Origin of the sequence: Psychrobacter sp. Pi2-52, assembly GCF_904846705.1 — a bacterium.
GTDB lineage: Bacteria > Pseudomonadota > Gammaproteobacteria > Pseudomonadales > Moraxellaceae > Psychrobacter.
On the sequence record NZ_CAJHBS010000005.1, the window covers coordinates 139,445 to 155,272 of the forward strand.

Genomic DNA, 15,828 nt, shown 5'->3' on the forward strand with positions numbered 1-15,828 from the left:
AATTCTTATTAATTTAATAGTACCAGTTTAGTATGTAGGTTTGATGCTTAATAATCTAGACCCTTACCGTAATGGTTGATAGGACGACTGTTAACGTCATCTATATCTTCCGTCCTACCTTATCATGGCCGTATCTAGTTGCAAATATGAATATGTCACCATGCATAGGATATGGCTTTACGGACGACTGGAGGCAAAAAGCGAGTGAGACCATCAGTGTTCTCTATCGCTAATTTGTTTTCTAAATTGACAGCTGACCTATCATCTTTATGAGTAGTACTATCTGCATTTTTCGTTGACTGTACATAGGCTTGCCATTCTTTTTCACTAGGTTTGCTAAAGTGATAAATACGTCCCAGTACTTGCTTGAGTTGCGTACCAAAGCGGCCAGTGTTATAGCTTAAACCATACTTACGGCATATGGCCTGTACCTGCGGCGCAATCTTTGCATAGTGGCCGGCTGGCATATCAGGAAATATATGATGCTCAATCTGATGAGACAAGTTACCTGTTAAAAGATGGAACCGTTTGCTGCCTTTGATATTGCTAGAGCCAAGGATTTGGCGTACATAACAGTCGCCTTTACTTTCATTGGCATCGAGATGGGTATAGATATGCGCTTGCTCAGTGAAATGCCCGCAAAAAATCACTGCCCACGTCCATAGGTTACGGACAGTGTTGGCAGTCATGTTACCGCTCAACGTACTAAAGGCGCTACGACGACCTAGTGTCAGCGCAACTACAGACGGCAGTGCAATATAGTCTTTGCCTATTTGTCGTCCAATTTTGGCAAATAACGCACGAGACTTTTGCTGCATGATTTTGTGCAGATCAGGAGAGTCAGCGTATTCATCTGCACTGATTTGGATGTCATGAAAGGCTACCGCCCATTCAAAGCCAAATGCCAGTATCGCTGTACTAAACATATTGTAGCGATCTTCTGGCGCCCAAGGCTGCTCGTCAGTCACTCGAATCAAGTGATAGCCTACGTCATGATCACGGCCAACAATATTGGTAAAAGTATGATGTAAATAATTATGAGAGTGTTGCCATAGTGGAGCAGGGCAGACAATATCCCAGTCGAATTTTTGACTATTAAGGTGCGGGTGTTGCATCCAGTCATATTGACCATGCATGACGTTATGACCCAGCTCCATGTTGTTCAATATTTTGCTAAAGCTAAGTAAAGACGTACCTAGTAGCCAATTAGCGACCAGACTGCGTTTCGATGGCATACGCCCAGCCGCTGCAAGTAGACCACGGGCGATAATTTCACTATATACCACGGTGGCATATATTCGCTGTATGTAGCGTGCATCCTCACTACCTAGCGAGTCCATAACGCTTTTGTACAGGGCATTGAGCTCTGCAGCTAAAGCATCACTTTGAGGCTTTGATAGAGGGGCGTCAGTTACTGTTGGGTAGCGAGTCCGTGTTGACGTGTCTGGCTGATCGCTATCATTGATTGCTTCATCATTAAGCTGCGTGTAAGGCGTTTGCGGCGTCAAAGGTAAAGGCGCGTTTTTCGCTAGTTGTGCATCGGACAAAGGCGTCAAGATAGGCACAGCAGATTGTGGCGTAGTAACGGGTGGTAATAAGCGCATAAATAAATCCTTAACCGAAACGGCATGAATAAGCAGCACTGCATCCGGTTTGATAAGTTATCTGAGTTGTAGTCTATAAAGTAACGTTTGTCTTTTATTTCTCATAGGTTGTCTAGCATATGCTTTCTATTGAGCCAGTCGTTCTATTAAATCAGTCATTAAACATCGAGAACCACATCAGTCATGGCAATATTGATGCAAGTCTGAATAGACTCGTAACCATCCCCGCTCACTTTCCCTGTCTGGACGTTTTTGACCACGCCGCTGACTTTATTACAGCGGCACAATTGGCAAATACCTTGCCGGCAACCATGTGCTAGTCGTACATCTGCATTCTCAGCCGCAGCCAGTATGGTCGTGTCACTGTTAAACTGTCGTTGCCGTGACCGCAAATAGACAGTGTGTTCTTCTACAGGTACCGTTTTATCGAATGTTTGATTGCTACCGTTATCAACATTAGCTAGGGCATTACCAAAGTTCTCTACTATGATGTTATCGCGCAGCTGTTTGTCTATAGGTAAAGTTATCTCTGCGGCGGCTTTATATAAGCCAGCTAATAACGCTTGTGAACCGCAGGCAAATATTTGCGTATCTGCTAGAGGTAAGTTTAGTGACAGCAGACCCTCTACACTTAAGTATCGTGTGCCAGCCAAATAGGTAGTCGGCTCTTCAGTATGGATTAAATGATAAATAAAGTCTGGATATATATCGCTCAGCTGTTGCCATTGATGTTGCAGCTTGGATAAAACAGTTCGACTGTAATGCAATAGCGTCACATGGTGCCCATTATTCAGGGCTTGAGTGATAAGTCCGAGCATAGGTGTGATACCGCTACCACCAGCGACAAATAATAAAGGGTTTAGTTTTTGGTTATCTGGTTCTCTATGGTCTAAATTTGCCTTTGCCTGTGCTAAAGTAAAATGACCCAGTGGCAAGCTTGTATCAACGACGCTAGCCAGTGGCATCTGTTTGGTTAAATAGTTAGATACCAACCCTTGCGGTTTAATCGCGATAGTTACCGTATGTCGTTGGTCTGCCGTATGGCTCTCGGTAGTATCGTCGCGCCACCAGAGGGGTTGATGCGCCAAACCTACTATCGAGTAGCTACGCTGGTGATAAACTCCATCGATACAAACGCGCAAATCGAGATATTGGCCGCCTTGCCAACCACCCATCATCTCAGAAGTCTGCTGTTTAAAGGCTCTATTGGTCTCAAAACGAAGTGCTATCAAATTATCACTTAATGTATAGCGTGCGATCAGGCGTAACTTAGGAGTCGTCAATGACCAAAACGGATGTAAGCGCGATCCGATAAAATCAACAAACGCACGTTGAATAATTTCAGGGCGATAGCCGTTGGCCATATTATCAGTACCTGTATGATTGCTATGAAAGTGAATGATGTAACGCATACAAAGTCAGTTCATAATTCATTCTAATAATCGAAAATGAAATCGAGCCGATAGACCTTGTTAAGCCACACTAATATGCTAACGGCTATTGATTAAATTTGCGAAAGTTTTGATGCTATTTTTTGTGGTCTTTATAAAACGCTAATGAATCAAAATGTTAAGTTAGTTCATTAAGATAAGACTCCTTGAGTTATTTTTTAAAGCGAGTTTTATAGCCAAAAGGCATAGCCTGCTGTCAAAAACAGTAAAACAACTGGTAAAACAACCTGTCAGCTTGCAGGGTATGCGCCACAATGCGATAATGACCTATAATTTGTAACCCTGATTTTGAGGTACGGCACGCTTGGCATCATCGCTGAGTTGCATTTGCTGTTCTCTTCTATGCAGTCTATCGGAGTGTTAATGGCTCAATATATTTACACGATGAACAACGTGTCAAAACTTGTTCCCCCTAAGCGTGAAATCCTAAAAAATATCAACCTATCGTTTTTCCCTGGTGCCAAAATTGGTGTTTTGGGTATCAACGGTTCAGGTAAATCAACCTTGCTCCGTATCATGGCAGGTGTCGATACTGAGTTTAGTGGTGAAGCACGCGCGCAAGCAGGTACCAAAGTTGGCTATCTGCCACAGGAACCACAGCTAGATGACAGTAAAGACGTTCGTGGTAATGTCGAAGACGGTATGCGCGAAGCATTAGATGCGCTAGCACGTTTAGATGCTATCTATGCTGAATACGCAGAGCCTGATGCTGATTTTGATAAGCTTGCTGAAGAGCAAGGCAAGATGGAAGATATCATCCAGTCTTGGGATGCGCACAACTTAAATAACCAGCTAGAAAAAGCAGCCGATGCGCTACGTCTGCCACCATGGGATGCGGACGTTAGCAAACTGTCAGGTGGTGAGAAACGCCGTGTGGCACTATGCCGTCTGCTATTGTCGCGCCCTGACATGCTACTACTTGACGAACCGACCAACCATTTGGACGCCGAGTCTGTTGCATGGCTAGAGCAGTTCTTGCAGAACTACAGCGGTACGATCGTTGCCATTACCCATGATCGCTATTTCTTGGATAATGTTGCTCAGTGGATCTTGGAGCTTGACCGTGGCCATGGCTATCCGTATGAAGGTAACTATACCGAGTGGCTAGAGCAAAAGAACACGCGTCTAGAGCAGCAGAACAAGCAAGAAGAATCATTTGCTAAAGCGCTGAAAAAAGAGCTTGAGTGGATTCGCAAAAACCAAAAAGGCCAACAGGCTAAGTCTAAATCTCGTGTACAGCGTTTTGAAGAGTTGAACTCAACTGAGTTCCAAAAACGTAATGAGACTTCTGAGATTTATATTCCACCTGGTCCACGTTTGGGTAACAAGGTTATTGAGATTAATGACATCTCTAAATCATTTGGCGATCGTCTGCTGTATGAAAACCTAAGCTTTAACGTACCAGCTGGTGGTATCGTTGGTATTATCGGTCCAAATGGTGCAGGTAAAACCACGCTATTTAACATGATTACTGAGCGTGATACCCCAGATACAGGTTCAGTCGATTTGGGTGAAAGTGTTAAAGTTGCCTATGTCGGTCAGGTACGTGATCATCTAGATGATAACAAAACCGTGTGGGAAGAAGTCTCTGACGGCCTTGATATTATTACGGTTGGCGACTACACCACGCCAAGCCGTGCCTATATCGGACGTTTTAACTTCAAAGGTTCAGATCAGCAAAAGCACGTCGGTCAATTATCAGGTGGTGAGCGTAACCGTCTGCAGTTAGCGAAAACACTAAAGCAAGGCGCAAACGTATTGCTCCTCGATGAACCATCAAACGATTTGGATATCGAAACCTTACGTGCACTAGAGGATGCGATTCAAGTATTCCCAGGTACAGTAATGGTCGTATCGCATGATCGCTGGTTCCTTGACCGTATCGCAACCCACATCTTGGCATTTGAAGAAGAAGGTCCAGTTTGGTTCGACGGTAACTATACTGAGTTTGAAGCGTATCGTAAAAAGACAATGGGTGACGATGCCAGTCCTAAACGTGCCAAGTATAAGAAAATTACGAACTAATACGGCTGTTTAATATAGTCCAAACCAAAAAAAGACCGCTAATCGTTAGCGGTCTTTTTTTGTTTAGCGTAAAATTTCAAAGGGTGTGGGTAGTTGTTAAAATTAACGCTTACGCCCAAACTTGCGCTGCTTTTTATTACTAATCTCAGTAATGGCGTGAGTGATTTCTTCTTCGTCCAAACTAGCGACTTGTTGCAATATTTGCATCATATCAGGCGTTAACACGTACTTAGCATGATGAGCAATGTCATTAATACGATGGTCGAAAGTCAGTATGCCTGTTTCATCGTCTTTTTGTAGATAGTCAAGACGAGTCAACGCACTAATGAAACTGGTAAACAAGGCGCGATCAAAGAAGTCAGGAATATCATCTGCATAAAGCACAGACAAACGCTGCCCAAGCAGGTGACACAGGTCCACAACTTCATTTTCAGTCAAATTACCGGAGCCTTGCTGAGCAAGTAGGGCAAGCGTCATAAAGTAACGCTCAAGGCTTTGACCAACTGGAGTTGCCAGTACTTGCAGCTGCTGATAGTGCTTGCTATTAGATTCAGGAACGCTGAGCGTATCATCACCCAAGTCAACGATGAGTCCATGAGACAGCAGGTTGTCAACTTTCTTATTAAGCGTATCAGCCAAGCCATGTGCTGGATAATATAAGAATAGCTCACTTTGTAAGAACGGATATAGCTGCTCAGCGATGCTATCAAGACGGCTGCGTTTGATACGTCCGTTGCGTGCGACTAGTGCAGACAGGAACGACAGCAAAATAAAGACATGTAAGATGTTATTACGGAAATAGCTGAGCAACGCTGCTTGCTTGCCTGCGACCTGAATGATATCGCCCAAGATATGCGGCGTACGCTCAATAAGTTTTAGCTTAATACCATAATCAATGATTTGCTGCGGCGTCATATCAGTGATAACCGTATCATCTGAGTAGACCAGCTGCTGAGCCAGACCTTGATACAAAGCGATTTGCTCACGGCAGATATTTTCATCCAATGCTGCTTTCGGTGCCGAGAGTAGAACCAATGATAATAAGGATACAGGGGTTACGACCGCAGCTTTATTGATATGCTGCATGACTTTTACGCCGATGTTATCAACCATAGCGCTGGTCTTTTCATCAAGCAGCGAGTCAGTACGATCGGATGGCAAGCTATTGGCTGGCACATCGAATTTTGTCATAAAGTCACTAAGGTGCAACGGTGTACCGAAGCTCAAGTGCACATTACCGAAGATACGTTCGATTTTGCGGCCAACTTTAAGCAGCCCGATTAAAGACTCTGACTCTTTCGGCTTACCTTTTAGCTCGCCGACATACGTGCCGCCTTCCATAATGCGCTCGTAACCAATATAAGTTGGAATAAATACTACAGGCTTATTGGTTTGGCGTAGCTGACTATGGACGGTCATCGCTAGCATACCCATTTTTGGCGGTAGCAAGCGACCTGAACGTGAGCGACCACCTTCGATAAAGTATTCAATCGGGGTGTTGCGTGTGATCAGGGTATGCATATATTCGCGCAGTACAGCGGTATATAGCGCGTTACCACGGAAGCTACGACGAATATAAAAAGCAACGGCACCGCGTAATAGTGGGCCTAATACAGGCACATCTAAGTTGTCACCTGCTGCGACATAAGGGATACTCAGGCCGCGTTTGTAGATGACATAAGACAGTAATAGATAATCAACATGGCTGCGATGACAAGGCACATAAATCAGCTCATAATCGGTCGCAAGGTCACGTACTCGCTCGAAATGATGGACTTCTACGCCGTCATACAACTGCGTCCACAACCATGTCAGAAATTTATAAAAACCACGGATGATAGAATGAGAGTAGTCATTGACCATCTCATTAGCATAACCTCTGGCCTGACTGCGAGCTTCTCGAACGCTAGTCCCTTTTTCGGCCGCTTCCATCTCGATCGCATGCTTAATCGCTGGCGAGTACACCAGCTTATCTACCAAGTTGCGTCTATCTGATAGATCTGGGCCAAGCATACTGGCGCGCTGCTTATCTAAATAAATCGACAATTGCTGCTGCAACATACGAACCAGTTCACGATTACTATCAGCCGATGCGACTAGCGCATAGCTTGGTGTCTGCTCAGCGTCAGCTGCGCCATCACTGTTAGTAGCCGTTGACTCTGTATCGAGTGAATCCGTCGCTGTTAAATTTGCTTTCAGTGCATCTGTAGCAACTGAGTCAAAGGTAGCAGGTCCTTCCACATCACCTTTAAGATTATCATTGATAACGGTACGTAAGTCTTGCGGTGGGTGGAACTGTACAAAAGTGTCGCGGCCCATTACTCCGATATTAAATAATTGCTTAGTGATGCTAGGGTCTTGCCAGTTGTCAGCAGTCAGTAGCTTAAATAGCGAATCTTCTTTTTCAGGTGCGCGTCCCCACAGAATCGATACTGGCACTAGACGTACTTTCAACTCTGGATATTGCAACACAGCAGATACTAAGCGAGAAAGGCGAGGAGACAGCTGACTGTCTTTGGCACTTGGATGATTCAAAAATATGATGGCCGCATTTTCTTTAATATTATGGGCGGCATCATTTACTCCAACCAGTGCTGGCGGTAAGTTGTGCTCTTGCGTTTGCAAATCAATCAGAATACTGTTGGAACGAGAATAGTCCTGTAGTACATAAAACCGTAGCGTCTGATCATCATTGTCGAACTCAGGTAGCTCGCCTAATAACTTAGGTTTTACGGCGATATCGAGCATCTGACCAGACAGCTTACGATACAGCTGATTGATCGGTGCATTAGAATAAGGCTTCGTAGCGATTGCATTGCCATCAGTTTCAGCAGTGTCAGTTTCAGACGCACGGTCAGTCGCGACCGGCGCTTTAAAAATCCGTTTTTTTAGGAACTTCGGTATCATAATCAGTATCAAAAATAGTCAAATATGTTGCGCTTATGATGCCATAAAAGCCACCAAAGCGATATATAGTGTCTGTATATACTACCAATATTAATACGGTTTGGTTACGCTGTAGTGAGTGACGTATTATACAAAATGCTCAAACATTTGAAAGTTCATATATTTAGCGTAATAATATATTTTTATCACCGATGACTCATAAATATAGCGTCCACTTTTCAATTTCACTTTATTAAGCCTAAAACTTATGACTCCAGCTATCGATCTTGCCAAAAAACGTAACCTTGCTTACCAAGTACATGAATATATTCACGACAGCAATGCCGCATCGTTTGGTTTAGAAGCTGCAGAAAAGCTCGGCGTAGCGGTGACACAAGTGTTCAAAACTTTAGTAGTGACGACTGATACTGGCGTACTTGCTGTGGCGATATTACCAGTTGATAAAACACTTAATTTTAAGAAAATGGCTAAGGCGCTATCTTCTAATAAATTGCTATCCTGCAAAAAAGTACAGATGGCTGACCCCAAACAAGTAGAGCGTAGCACGGGTTATGTGCTAGGCGGTGTCAGTCCACTGGGTCAAAAAAAACGACTAAAAACCGTGATGGATAGCACAGCTCAAGACCAGGCCACAGTCTATGTAAGTGGTGGCCGCCGCGGTCTAGAGATTGAATTGCCGCCTACACAATTGGCAGCAACGCTTGATGCTTGCTTTAGTGATATCACTGATGAGTAAAATGTTATACGGTGGCTATCATCTGCATATTATAAATTCGCCATGTCGACAATTTCGCTAAGCATATTTATGAATAATCTATACTGGGTTCGCTTGTATTGAAAATATTTTGGCGCAATATTATTGTGGATTGACCATAGCGATAAGGCATAGACTTATACGCCAGCTTATCTATTATTTTTATCTACATTTAAGGACATGCTCATGCCACATTTAACTATTCAAGTGACACCCAACGTCAGTATTGCTCACGAAGAATCATTGCTCAAATCGCTAAACAAAGCATTGTGGGATAGTGGTCAGTTCAAGCAACCTGCTGATATAAAAGCACGCATTGTACCTATTAAGTCATTTCTAGTAGGTGTTGAAGATGATGAGCAGGCCAATGGATTTATTTATGCCCACCTAAAGCTGATGAGCGGACGTGATATGGCCACTCGTGATCAATTGGCTGAGCTGTTGGTTGCTACTATCGAGGAAAAAATAGGCGCAGAGCAGTCAGGGCGTGCGGCATTGCAGATATGTGTAGAAGTTGAAGAGATAAGTGCGGTCTATCATAAAAAAATGCTTGGTAGCTAACAGTACTCGCCTTAAACAGCTCGTTGCTTTTTATTATGTATAAGCATATTTTTAGTTAAGCACAAAAAAGCGCCTAAATGATAGGCGCTTTTTTATTGATTATCGATGCAGTTTTAGTCAATTTTAATCTAAGAAAGCAAAGTGATCGATTTCCATTGATGTCATGCTTTCGCTTGGTGCAACCATCGCTTCTGCGTGACCAGAAGTACGTGGTAGCAACTTATCAAAGTAGAATTCAGCAGTCTGAATTTTTGCTTTATAGAACTCTGGTGCTTCTGTGCCGCCAGTTTCTAGCTTTTCATAAGCGACCGCTGCCATACGAGCCCAATGATAACCCATCATCACGTAGCCTGAGTACATTAGGAAGTCTTCTGACGCGGCTGAAATGATTTCACGATCTTTACGTGCCATCAGCATCAAGCGTACCGTCAAGGTGTTCCACTCAGCACATAGTTTGGTCAGTGCCCAAACGAATTTACGCATTTCTTTATCGAGTGCGTACTCGCCACACCATTTCATGATGCTTGACGTGTAATCACGGATAATCTTACCTTTAGACTGTAAGATAACCTTACGACCTAGTAGATCAAGTGCTTGTACGCCAGTAGTCCCTTCGTACATCGTCGCAATACGAGCATCACGAGCGATCATCTCCATGCCCCATTCTTTGATGTAGCCGTGGCCGCCATAGACTTGCTGACCGTGCTTAGCAGCTTCGATACCTAGCTCAGTTAAGAAGCCTTTTAGAATTGGCGTATAGAAGCCCAGTTTGTCGTCCCATTTTTCGAACTCTTCATCATCGCCATTGACAATACCTTGTGCCATTTTATCTGCATAACGTGCTGAATGATAAATCATTGAGCGACCGCCTTCGGCAAAGGCTTTTTGTGTCAGTAGCATACGGCGTACATCAGCATGATGGATGATCGCATCAGCTACTTTTTCAGGGTCTTTAGTACCTGACAACGTACGCATTGAGCGACGCTCTTTAGCATAAGGAAGCGCATTTTGGAAAGATAACTCTGTATGCGCCAGACCTTGGATACCCGTACCGATACGAGCCGTGTTCATAAAGGTGAACATGGCTTTTAGGCCTTTGTGCGGTTCGCCAATCAGATAGCCTGTCGCACCATCAAAGTTCAATACACAAGTCGATGATGCGCTGATGCCCATTTTGTGCTCAATTGAACCACAAACTACGGCATTGCGCTCGCCAGCTTCACCTTCAGCGTTTGGCGTGAACTTTGGTACGATAAATAGTGAAATACCGCGTGTGCCTTCTGGTGCATTTGGTAGACGTGCTAGAACGATATGGACGATGTTATCTGTTAAGTCATGCTCACCGCTTGAGATAAAGATTTTGGTACCGCTGATTTTGTAGGTACCGTCATCTTGTGGAATGGCTTTTGATTTAACTTGACCCAAATCCGTACCACACTGTGGCTCAGTCAGACACATGGTACCTGCCCATGAGCCTTCGACCAGTTTAGGTAAATACAGGGCTTTTTGCTCGTCAGTACCGTACTGAAGCAATGTGTTGATACAACCTGTTGATAGACCAGGATACATCGACCATGACCAGTTAGCAGTACCGATCATCTCAGATTTGATAAGGTTGATTGACGTTGGCAGATTCATACCACCGAATTCTTCAGGATATGAGATACCTTGCCAGCCGCCTTCTACGAACTGGTCATACGCCTCTTTGAAGCCCTTTGGCGTGGTCACGACGCCATCTTCAAAATGACAGCCTTCTTCACCACCTGATTGATAGAGCGGGGCAATGACGTTTTCAGCAAAATCAGCCATACCTTGTAGAATCATGTCTACAGTTTCAGGATCAGCGTTTTCGCCGTTGTCTAAGCTTTTATAATGCGTCTGATAGTCAAATACATCATTAATCAAAAATTTGATATCACGTAAGGGGGCTTTGTAAGTTAACATAATCGCTCTCTTTGGTTAGTTCGCTATCATAAACTTATGGCGCAATATCTGAGTCACAAATTATGTAAGCGATATTTACTTATTTTAGATGAGCTAGACGTTATATTAGTCATCAAGTGAATTATTAGTGGACAGCTTTCTAGTGTATTAGTTATTAGAACGTCTTTAGTGACGGACAGCTGTTATGGCGTTGATATGATTATAAATCTTAAACAGCGACAAATATACAACTAATAACTATTATTCATGATTAATTATGTTATTAATTCATTTTAGTTTGTATAGGTAAATTGTATCTTCGCTTGAAATTACTCTATAAAGGGCTATGTAGACTCATCTAAATTCAAAGAAAAATGGACTTATCAAATAGGAAAAGCCATTTATGAATACCTCAAAAAAGCAACAGCGAGCCTCTTGGTTAAGCGCACTATTAACTCGTATTAAGTGGTTAATCGATGGTGAACTGAATCATCTACTGACAGTCAATCGCAGTCAGCGACCATGGCATATGCCAATCATCGCGGCGATTGCGATTAGCTTTCCGGTGTTTGTAGGGGCTTATTTTGGTGACTTGTCTTCAGGTATCAAAGCCTCGCTAGGCTCGATGATTATTCTAAACCTACCGTTTGCAGGCGGCCTACCACACCGGCTAGTGACGGTCATGGCTTGGGGGTTTGCGATGATACTTAGCTTTGCACTGGGTCTGATCGCGCAGCTATTGCCAATACTGCGGCTACCCGTGTTTATGCTAATTGGCATTAGCGTAGTGATGCTAGGTCGTTACTATCGACAACCACCACCAGCGGGATTGTTTGTGTTGATGGCGGGTGCGATTGCATTGTTTATCCCTGTGCCGATTGATCAAGTGCTCTCAGCGATAGGGCTTGTCATATTGGGTAGTGGCTCCTCGATGTTGCTAGCGCTACTCTATAGTTTGTTCTTATTGGCGACCCGTCCTGTTGCTTCTGTACCTGTCTATGATTATCAGCCTGAGATGATTAGCGATAGTCTTATTGTGGTAGGTTTCGTTAGTTTGGCATTGGTCATCGCCGTTCTGTTAGAGCTGCCTTATCCGTATTGGGCCGCGATGAGCTGCTTTATTATCATCCAAGGTATGCAGCTACGAACCATGTGGATCAAACAGTTGCATCGATTATTGGGTACGTTGGCTGGCATGGGCGTGGCAAGTTGGATGCTGTCTTGGGGACTATCAGGATGGGGCATCGCTATCGCGATATTATGTATGATGTTTTTGATTGAGTCATTTGTCGATCGGCATTATGGGCTGGCGGTGATATTTATCACGCCGCTGACGATATTTATCGCTGAGTATGGTAGTACGATGTCAGTGCCTCCAGTCGTTGGGGAGGTTATTCAAGCGCGTATGATTGATACGGCACTCGGTTGCATGATTGGATTGAGTGGTGGTCTAGCGATACACTCTACGCGATTGCGTGTACCGCTGCGCCGTTTTGAAAATTGGCTATTATTACGTTTTAGTTAATAGGGTATAGCTCTACAAAGATTACTCTTTGATTAACTGTCTTTATTTAGCGCTGTTGTCGCTTGTGCTACATCGATAGTATGACCAGTCCAACGCTCAAAGCTTAAAGCGGCCTGACCGATAAGCATACCGTAGCCTTCAGAGGTCTGTGCACCACGAGCGGCAAAATGCTGCAAGAATGGCAGCGGGCGTCCATACATCATGTCGTAAGCGTACTGACAGTTTAGAGCATCATCTAGCGGTAACGTATCACCTGACAAGCCGATAGAGGTGGCATTAATAATAATGTCAAAAGAACCGCTGAGTTCATTGGTCGCGCAAACCTCGATATGTTGATTATCGATTATAGAGCTGGCCGCACTCAGCTCATTTACCAAATCAGCTGCCTTAGACACGGTGCGATTGGCAATCGTGAGAGAGCCAATACCTGCTTCAAATAATGGCAATATCACGCCACGAGCGGCACCGCCTGAACCTATTAGCGCCACACGAGCATCAGTCAGCGGCCAGTCCATACTCATAATGTGATTGATAAGTCCTTGTCCATCCGTGTTATCACCATAGAGTGCTTCAGTAATTGGCACGCCGCTTTCTAATAGTGCTTTATTTAACAGTAACGTATTGACCGCACCTGCCGTCTTGGCATGTTCTGATAAACCACCACGCGCCGCACAGCAATCATAAGCAACTTGTTTAAAAGGAACTGTCACATTAGCGCCCACACCGCCACCGCAAAAAAACGCTTCAACAACAGCCGTAAAACTAGCGGCATCATCAGGGCAGTACTGACGCTGATAGCTAATATCAATCTCTGCTTGGATAGCAAACTGCTCATGAATCTCAGGAGATTTACTATGGGCGATTGGATTGCCAATAACGATAAAGTGTTGGGTCATAAATAGTCCGCTGGCTAGAAAATAAAAATACTATCAAAGAAGCAAGTAAGTGGCGCTCAATCATCATAAGGGATAACGCTATGATTGACAAACCAAGAGGCTATCACCAATCGATTATTAGAAAGTGATAGCGTTAATTAGAGGCCGCCTTATCGCTTTTGAAAATAAATTGTGACATTGAGGCAAGCATACGCAAAACACGCGCAAGCAGTTTTGTACTTTCTATTAAAGAGAAGGTCGTTTTAGTACGTTATATATTTAACAAATCTGTACTCTCGGGGAGTGCTCCGCGTAACGTAAAAGGTAGTCAAGTGCTGAGCAGTTGGGTAAACTATAAAATATGGAAACCTATATCAATATGCTGTAATGACTGCTAGATTATAATATTTGTGAAATATGCTCTTTATTGAAAACTATTCGTTATCAGCGGCGTTCTTGCCAGCTCGTTAATACTATTTCGAGATCAATCTAAAAGTGTGAGTAAATTATCCATGTGGAATCCTAACCTACAGACCCTTCTAGTCGGTACGATAATGGCAGTTGGTGTGACGCTCAGTGGCTGTGACAGCACCAAAGAAGATGCTCCAAATCCAGATGCGGAGACCACTGAGCAGGCAACGACGAATGAGCCAGTACAGGACAGCGCAAACAATCCTGACCTAGACGGTGCCACTGCTCAGCAAGGCACACCAGTGAGATACGATGTCGCAGCATGGGGTACGGATAAGGTTGAGTCGCTCGCGGTGGACGAGTTAGATAGTATAAAATCGGTGTTTGGCGAAGTGATGAGCACTGACGAAAACAGCCTAGACTATGCCAGCAATCCAGCGGCAAAATATCGCTTTATGAAAACGGACGCGCCTTATCTAGATATCATCGACTCTGAAAAATATCTAGAGCTTGGCTGGTACTATGCCAATCCTACTGACACAGACAAAGAAAAAGAGCTGAGCCAAAACCACGCCAAAAAAGCCTATCAGCTATCGCGTCAATTGATGGGTGATGATGGCGGTAAAATGGTTGCTGATATGCTCAATAGCCAAATCATCAAAAACAGAATCGTCGGTGGACAAAAAATAGAGCTAGCAAAATGCGAGTTTTATAGCTGCATGCTGGTTATCAATAAAGCCGCTGCTCAAACAGACAATAGCTAAATCATGATCGATATGACGTCAGTGCCAAACGGTTGGGTGTGTCTGTACCCACAAGTCAGCAGTGTGACCGAAGATAGTAGTTTGACCAAAGACAGCAGTGTGATTGAAGATAACAGGACAACCAGTCAAACGGTAACGATGTCTTTAGATAATCGCGGACTGGCATATGCTGATGGGTTTTTTACCACCATGGGTGTCATCGATGGGTTGATACTGTGGTCAGATTATCATTATCAGCGGCTTGTCTCTCATGCTGAAGCCTTGCAGCTAAACATAAATAGCGAAGAGCTATTAGCCGTACTGCAACTGTACGCTCAGCAATTAGAGCAGGGTATGCTCAAGCTAGTAGTCACTCGTGCTGCGCAGAATGTGCGCGGTTATGGCTATGAACCTAGTACAAACGGTAGCGACTGTGAAATATGGCTAAAGGCTATGGCAATGAGGGTTTCTACGGCACTGCAATTGTCTTTGCCTGATGGAAGCTTAGTACCCATCCAACCTAATGGCTCGGCAATATGTTTGTCTTCTCAGATTGCTTGCTTACCGCCATCGCTGGCAGGTCTCAAGAGCCTTAATCGCTTAGACAATGTCCTCGCTAGTGGTGAGCTACAACGTATAAAATCTGAGCCATTGGCATCAAAGCTTGCTTCAACACTTGGTGAAGGACTGCTACGTGATATGAGCGGGCAGTGGGTTGAGGGTACGATGAGTAATGTATTCTATCAATTGGCAGAAGCACCACTATCAGCATCCAAAACCAGCGCTAGCGTTCATAAAGATGATGAAAACTACCTAACCACTGGCCAATGGTACACCCCTTCCATGGATCAATCGGGCGTCGCTGGCGTCATGCGTCAGGTAATTATAGATGCACTATCTACGACGCAATATCCAGTCATAATCAGGTCGCTACAAGATGAGGATTTACCTAAATTAACGCAGTTATTCTTTTGCAATGCACTACGCGGTATCATGCCAATGAGCAGTCTGATGTTATTGTCAGGTGAGGTTGTGGATTTTTAATCCGT

General features: G+C 44.0%; 11 protein-coding genes. 6 read left to right on the forward strand and 5 right to left on the reverse strand.

The window, feature by feature from the left end; all coding sequences use genetic code 11:
* Positions 1–155: 155 nt before the first annotated feature.
* Positions 156–1,604 carry an acyl-CoA desaturase gene (locus tag JMY00_RS04830; RefSeq protein ID WP_201579309.1) on the reverse strand — a complete coding sequence of 483 codons (1,449 nt, stop codon included), beginning with the start codon at positions 1,602–1,604 and terminating at the stop codon, positions 156–158.
* A 158-nt stretch (positions 1,605–1,762) separates the two neighbouring features.
* Complete coding sequence (locus JMY00_RS04835; RefSeq protein ID WP_240990656.1) at positions 1,763–3,016, reverse strand: iron-sulfur cluster-binding domain-containing protein; 1,254 nt, start codon at positions 3,014–3,016, stop codon at positions 1,763–1,765.
* A 402-nt stretch (positions 3,017–3,418) separates the two neighbouring features.
* Here JMY00_RS04835 and ettA point away from each other — a divergent pair, with 402 nt between their 5' ends.
* Positions 3,419–5,080, forward strand: a complete 1,662-nt coding sequence (ettA, locus tag JMY00_RS04840) for an energy-dependent translational throttle protein EttA (RefSeq protein ID WP_057757965.1) — start codon at positions 3,419–3,421, stop codon at positions 5,078–5,080.
* A gap of 102 nt (positions 5,081–5,182) precedes the next feature.
* Here the strand turns inward: ettA and plsB are convergent, their stop codons facing one another.
* Positions 5,183–7,987 carry a glycerol-3-phosphate 1-O-acyltransferase PlsB gene (gene plsB / locus JMY00_RS04845; RefSeq protein WP_201579310.1) on the reverse strand — a complete coding sequence of 935 codons (2,805 nt, stop codon included), beginning with the start codon at positions 7,985–7,987 and terminating at the stop codon, positions 5,183–5,185.
* A gap of 247 nt (positions 7,988–8,234) precedes the next feature.
* On the opposite strand from plsB, the gene ybaK reads away from it, so the two are divergent.
* Both ybaK and JMY00_RS04855 read left to right on the forward strand, forming a co-directional pair.
* Positions 8,235–8,723: a Cys-tRNA(Pro) deacylase gene (gene ybaK, locus JMY00_RS04850; RefSeq protein ID WP_201579311.1), complete on the forward strand. Its 489-nt coding sequence runs from the start codon at positions 8,235–8,237 to the stop codon at positions 8,721–8,723.
* A 204-nt stretch (positions 8,724–8,927) separates the two neighbouring features.
* Entirely contained in the window at positions 8,928–9,302 is a 375-nt protein-coding gene (locus tag JMY00_RS04855) for a 5-carboxymethyl-2-hydroxymuconate Delta-isomerase (RefSeq protein WP_201579312.1), read from the forward strand.
* A gap of 123 nt (positions 9,303–9,425) precedes the next feature.
* Here JMY00_RS04855 and JMY00_RS04860 read toward each other — a convergent pair whose 3' ends face one another.
* Complete coding sequence (locus tag JMY00_RS04860; protein WP_201579313.1) at positions 9,426–11,246, reverse strand: acyl-CoA dehydrogenase C-terminal domain-containing protein; 1,821 nt, start codon at positions 11,244–11,246, stop codon at positions 9,426–9,428.
* 382 nt (positions 11,247–11,628) lie between these two features.
* On the opposite strand from JMY00_RS04860, the gene JMY00_RS04865 reads away from it, so the two are divergent.
* A complete protein-coding gene (locus JMY00_RS04865; protein WP_201579314.1) occupies positions 11,629–12,750 on the forward strand; it encodes an FUSC family protein in 1,122 nt (373 codons plus the stop codon).
* Positions 12,751–12,782: 32 nt separating this feature from the next.
* Here the strand turns inward: JMY00_RS04865 and aroE are convergent, their stop codons facing one another.
* The gene (aroE, locus tag JMY00_RS04870; protein ID WP_201579315.1) at positions 12,783–13,646 is read right to left on the reverse strand and encodes a shikimate dehydrogenase; all 864 of its coding nucleotides are present in this window, start codon (positions 13,644–13,646) and stop codon (positions 12,783–12,785) included.
* A gap of 491 nt (positions 13,647–14,137) precedes the next feature.
* Here aroE and JMY00_RS04875 point away from each other — a divergent pair, with 491 nt between their 5' ends.
* Positions 14,138–14,800, forward strand: coding sequence for a hypothetical protein (locus JMY00_RS04875; RefSeq protein ID WP_165598150.1), 663 nt, complete (start codon positions 14,138–14,140; stop codon positions 14,798–14,800).
* 3 nt (positions 14,801–14,803) lie between these two features.
* Positions 14,804–15,823, forward strand: a complete 1,020-nt coding sequence (locus JMY00_RS04880; protein ID WP_240990657.1) for an aminotransferase class IV — start codon at positions 14,804–14,806, stop codon at positions 15,821–15,823.
* Positions 15,824–15,828: the final 5 nt, after the last annotated feature.

Excerpts from the sequence above, each read along its gene's own strand:
- ettA (WP_057757965.1), top strand. The coding sequence starts at position 3,419 with ATGGCTCAATATATTTACACGATGAACAACGTGTCAAAACTTGTTCCC.
- JMY00_RS04835 (WP_240990656.1), bottom strand. The coding sequence starts at position 3,016 with ATGCGTTACATCATTCACTTTCATAGCAATCATACAGGTACTGATAAT.
- JMY00_RS04855 (WP_201579312.1), top strand. The coding sequence starts at position 8,928 with ATGCCACATTTAACTATTCAAGTGACACCCAACGTCAGTATTGCTCAC.
- JMY00_RS04830 (WP_201579309.1), bottom strand. The coding sequence starts at position 1,604 with ATGCGCTTATTACCACCCGTTACTACGCCACAATCTGCTGTGCCTATC.
- JMY00_RS04880 (WP_240990657.1), top strand. The coding sequence starts at position 14,804 with ATGATCGATATGACGTCAGTGCCAAACGGTTGGGTGTGTCTGTACCCA.
- plsB (WP_201579310.1), bottom strand. The coding sequence starts at position 7,987 with ATGATACCGAAGTTCCTAAAAAAACGGATTTTTAAAGCGCCGGTCGCG.
- ybaK (WP_201579311.1), top strand. The coding sequence starts at position 8,235 with ATGACTCCAGCTATCGATCTTGCCAAAAAACGTAACCTTGCTTACCAA.
- aroE (WP_201579315.1), bottom strand. The coding sequence starts at position 13,646 with ATGACCCAACACTTTATCGTTATTGGCAATCCAATCGCCCATAGTAAA.
- JMY00_RS04865 (WP_201579314.1), top strand. The coding sequence starts at position 11,629 with ATGAATACCTCAAAAAAGCAACAGCGAGCCTCTTGGTTAAGCGCACTA.
- JMY00_RS04860 (WP_201579313.1), bottom strand. The coding sequence starts at position 11,246 with ATGTTAACTTACAAAGCCCCCTTACGTGATATCAAATTTTTGATTAAT.
- JMY00_RS04875 (WP_165598150.1), top strand. The coding sequence starts at position 14,138 with ATGTGGAATCCTAACCTACAGACCCTTCTAGTCGGTACGATAATGGCA.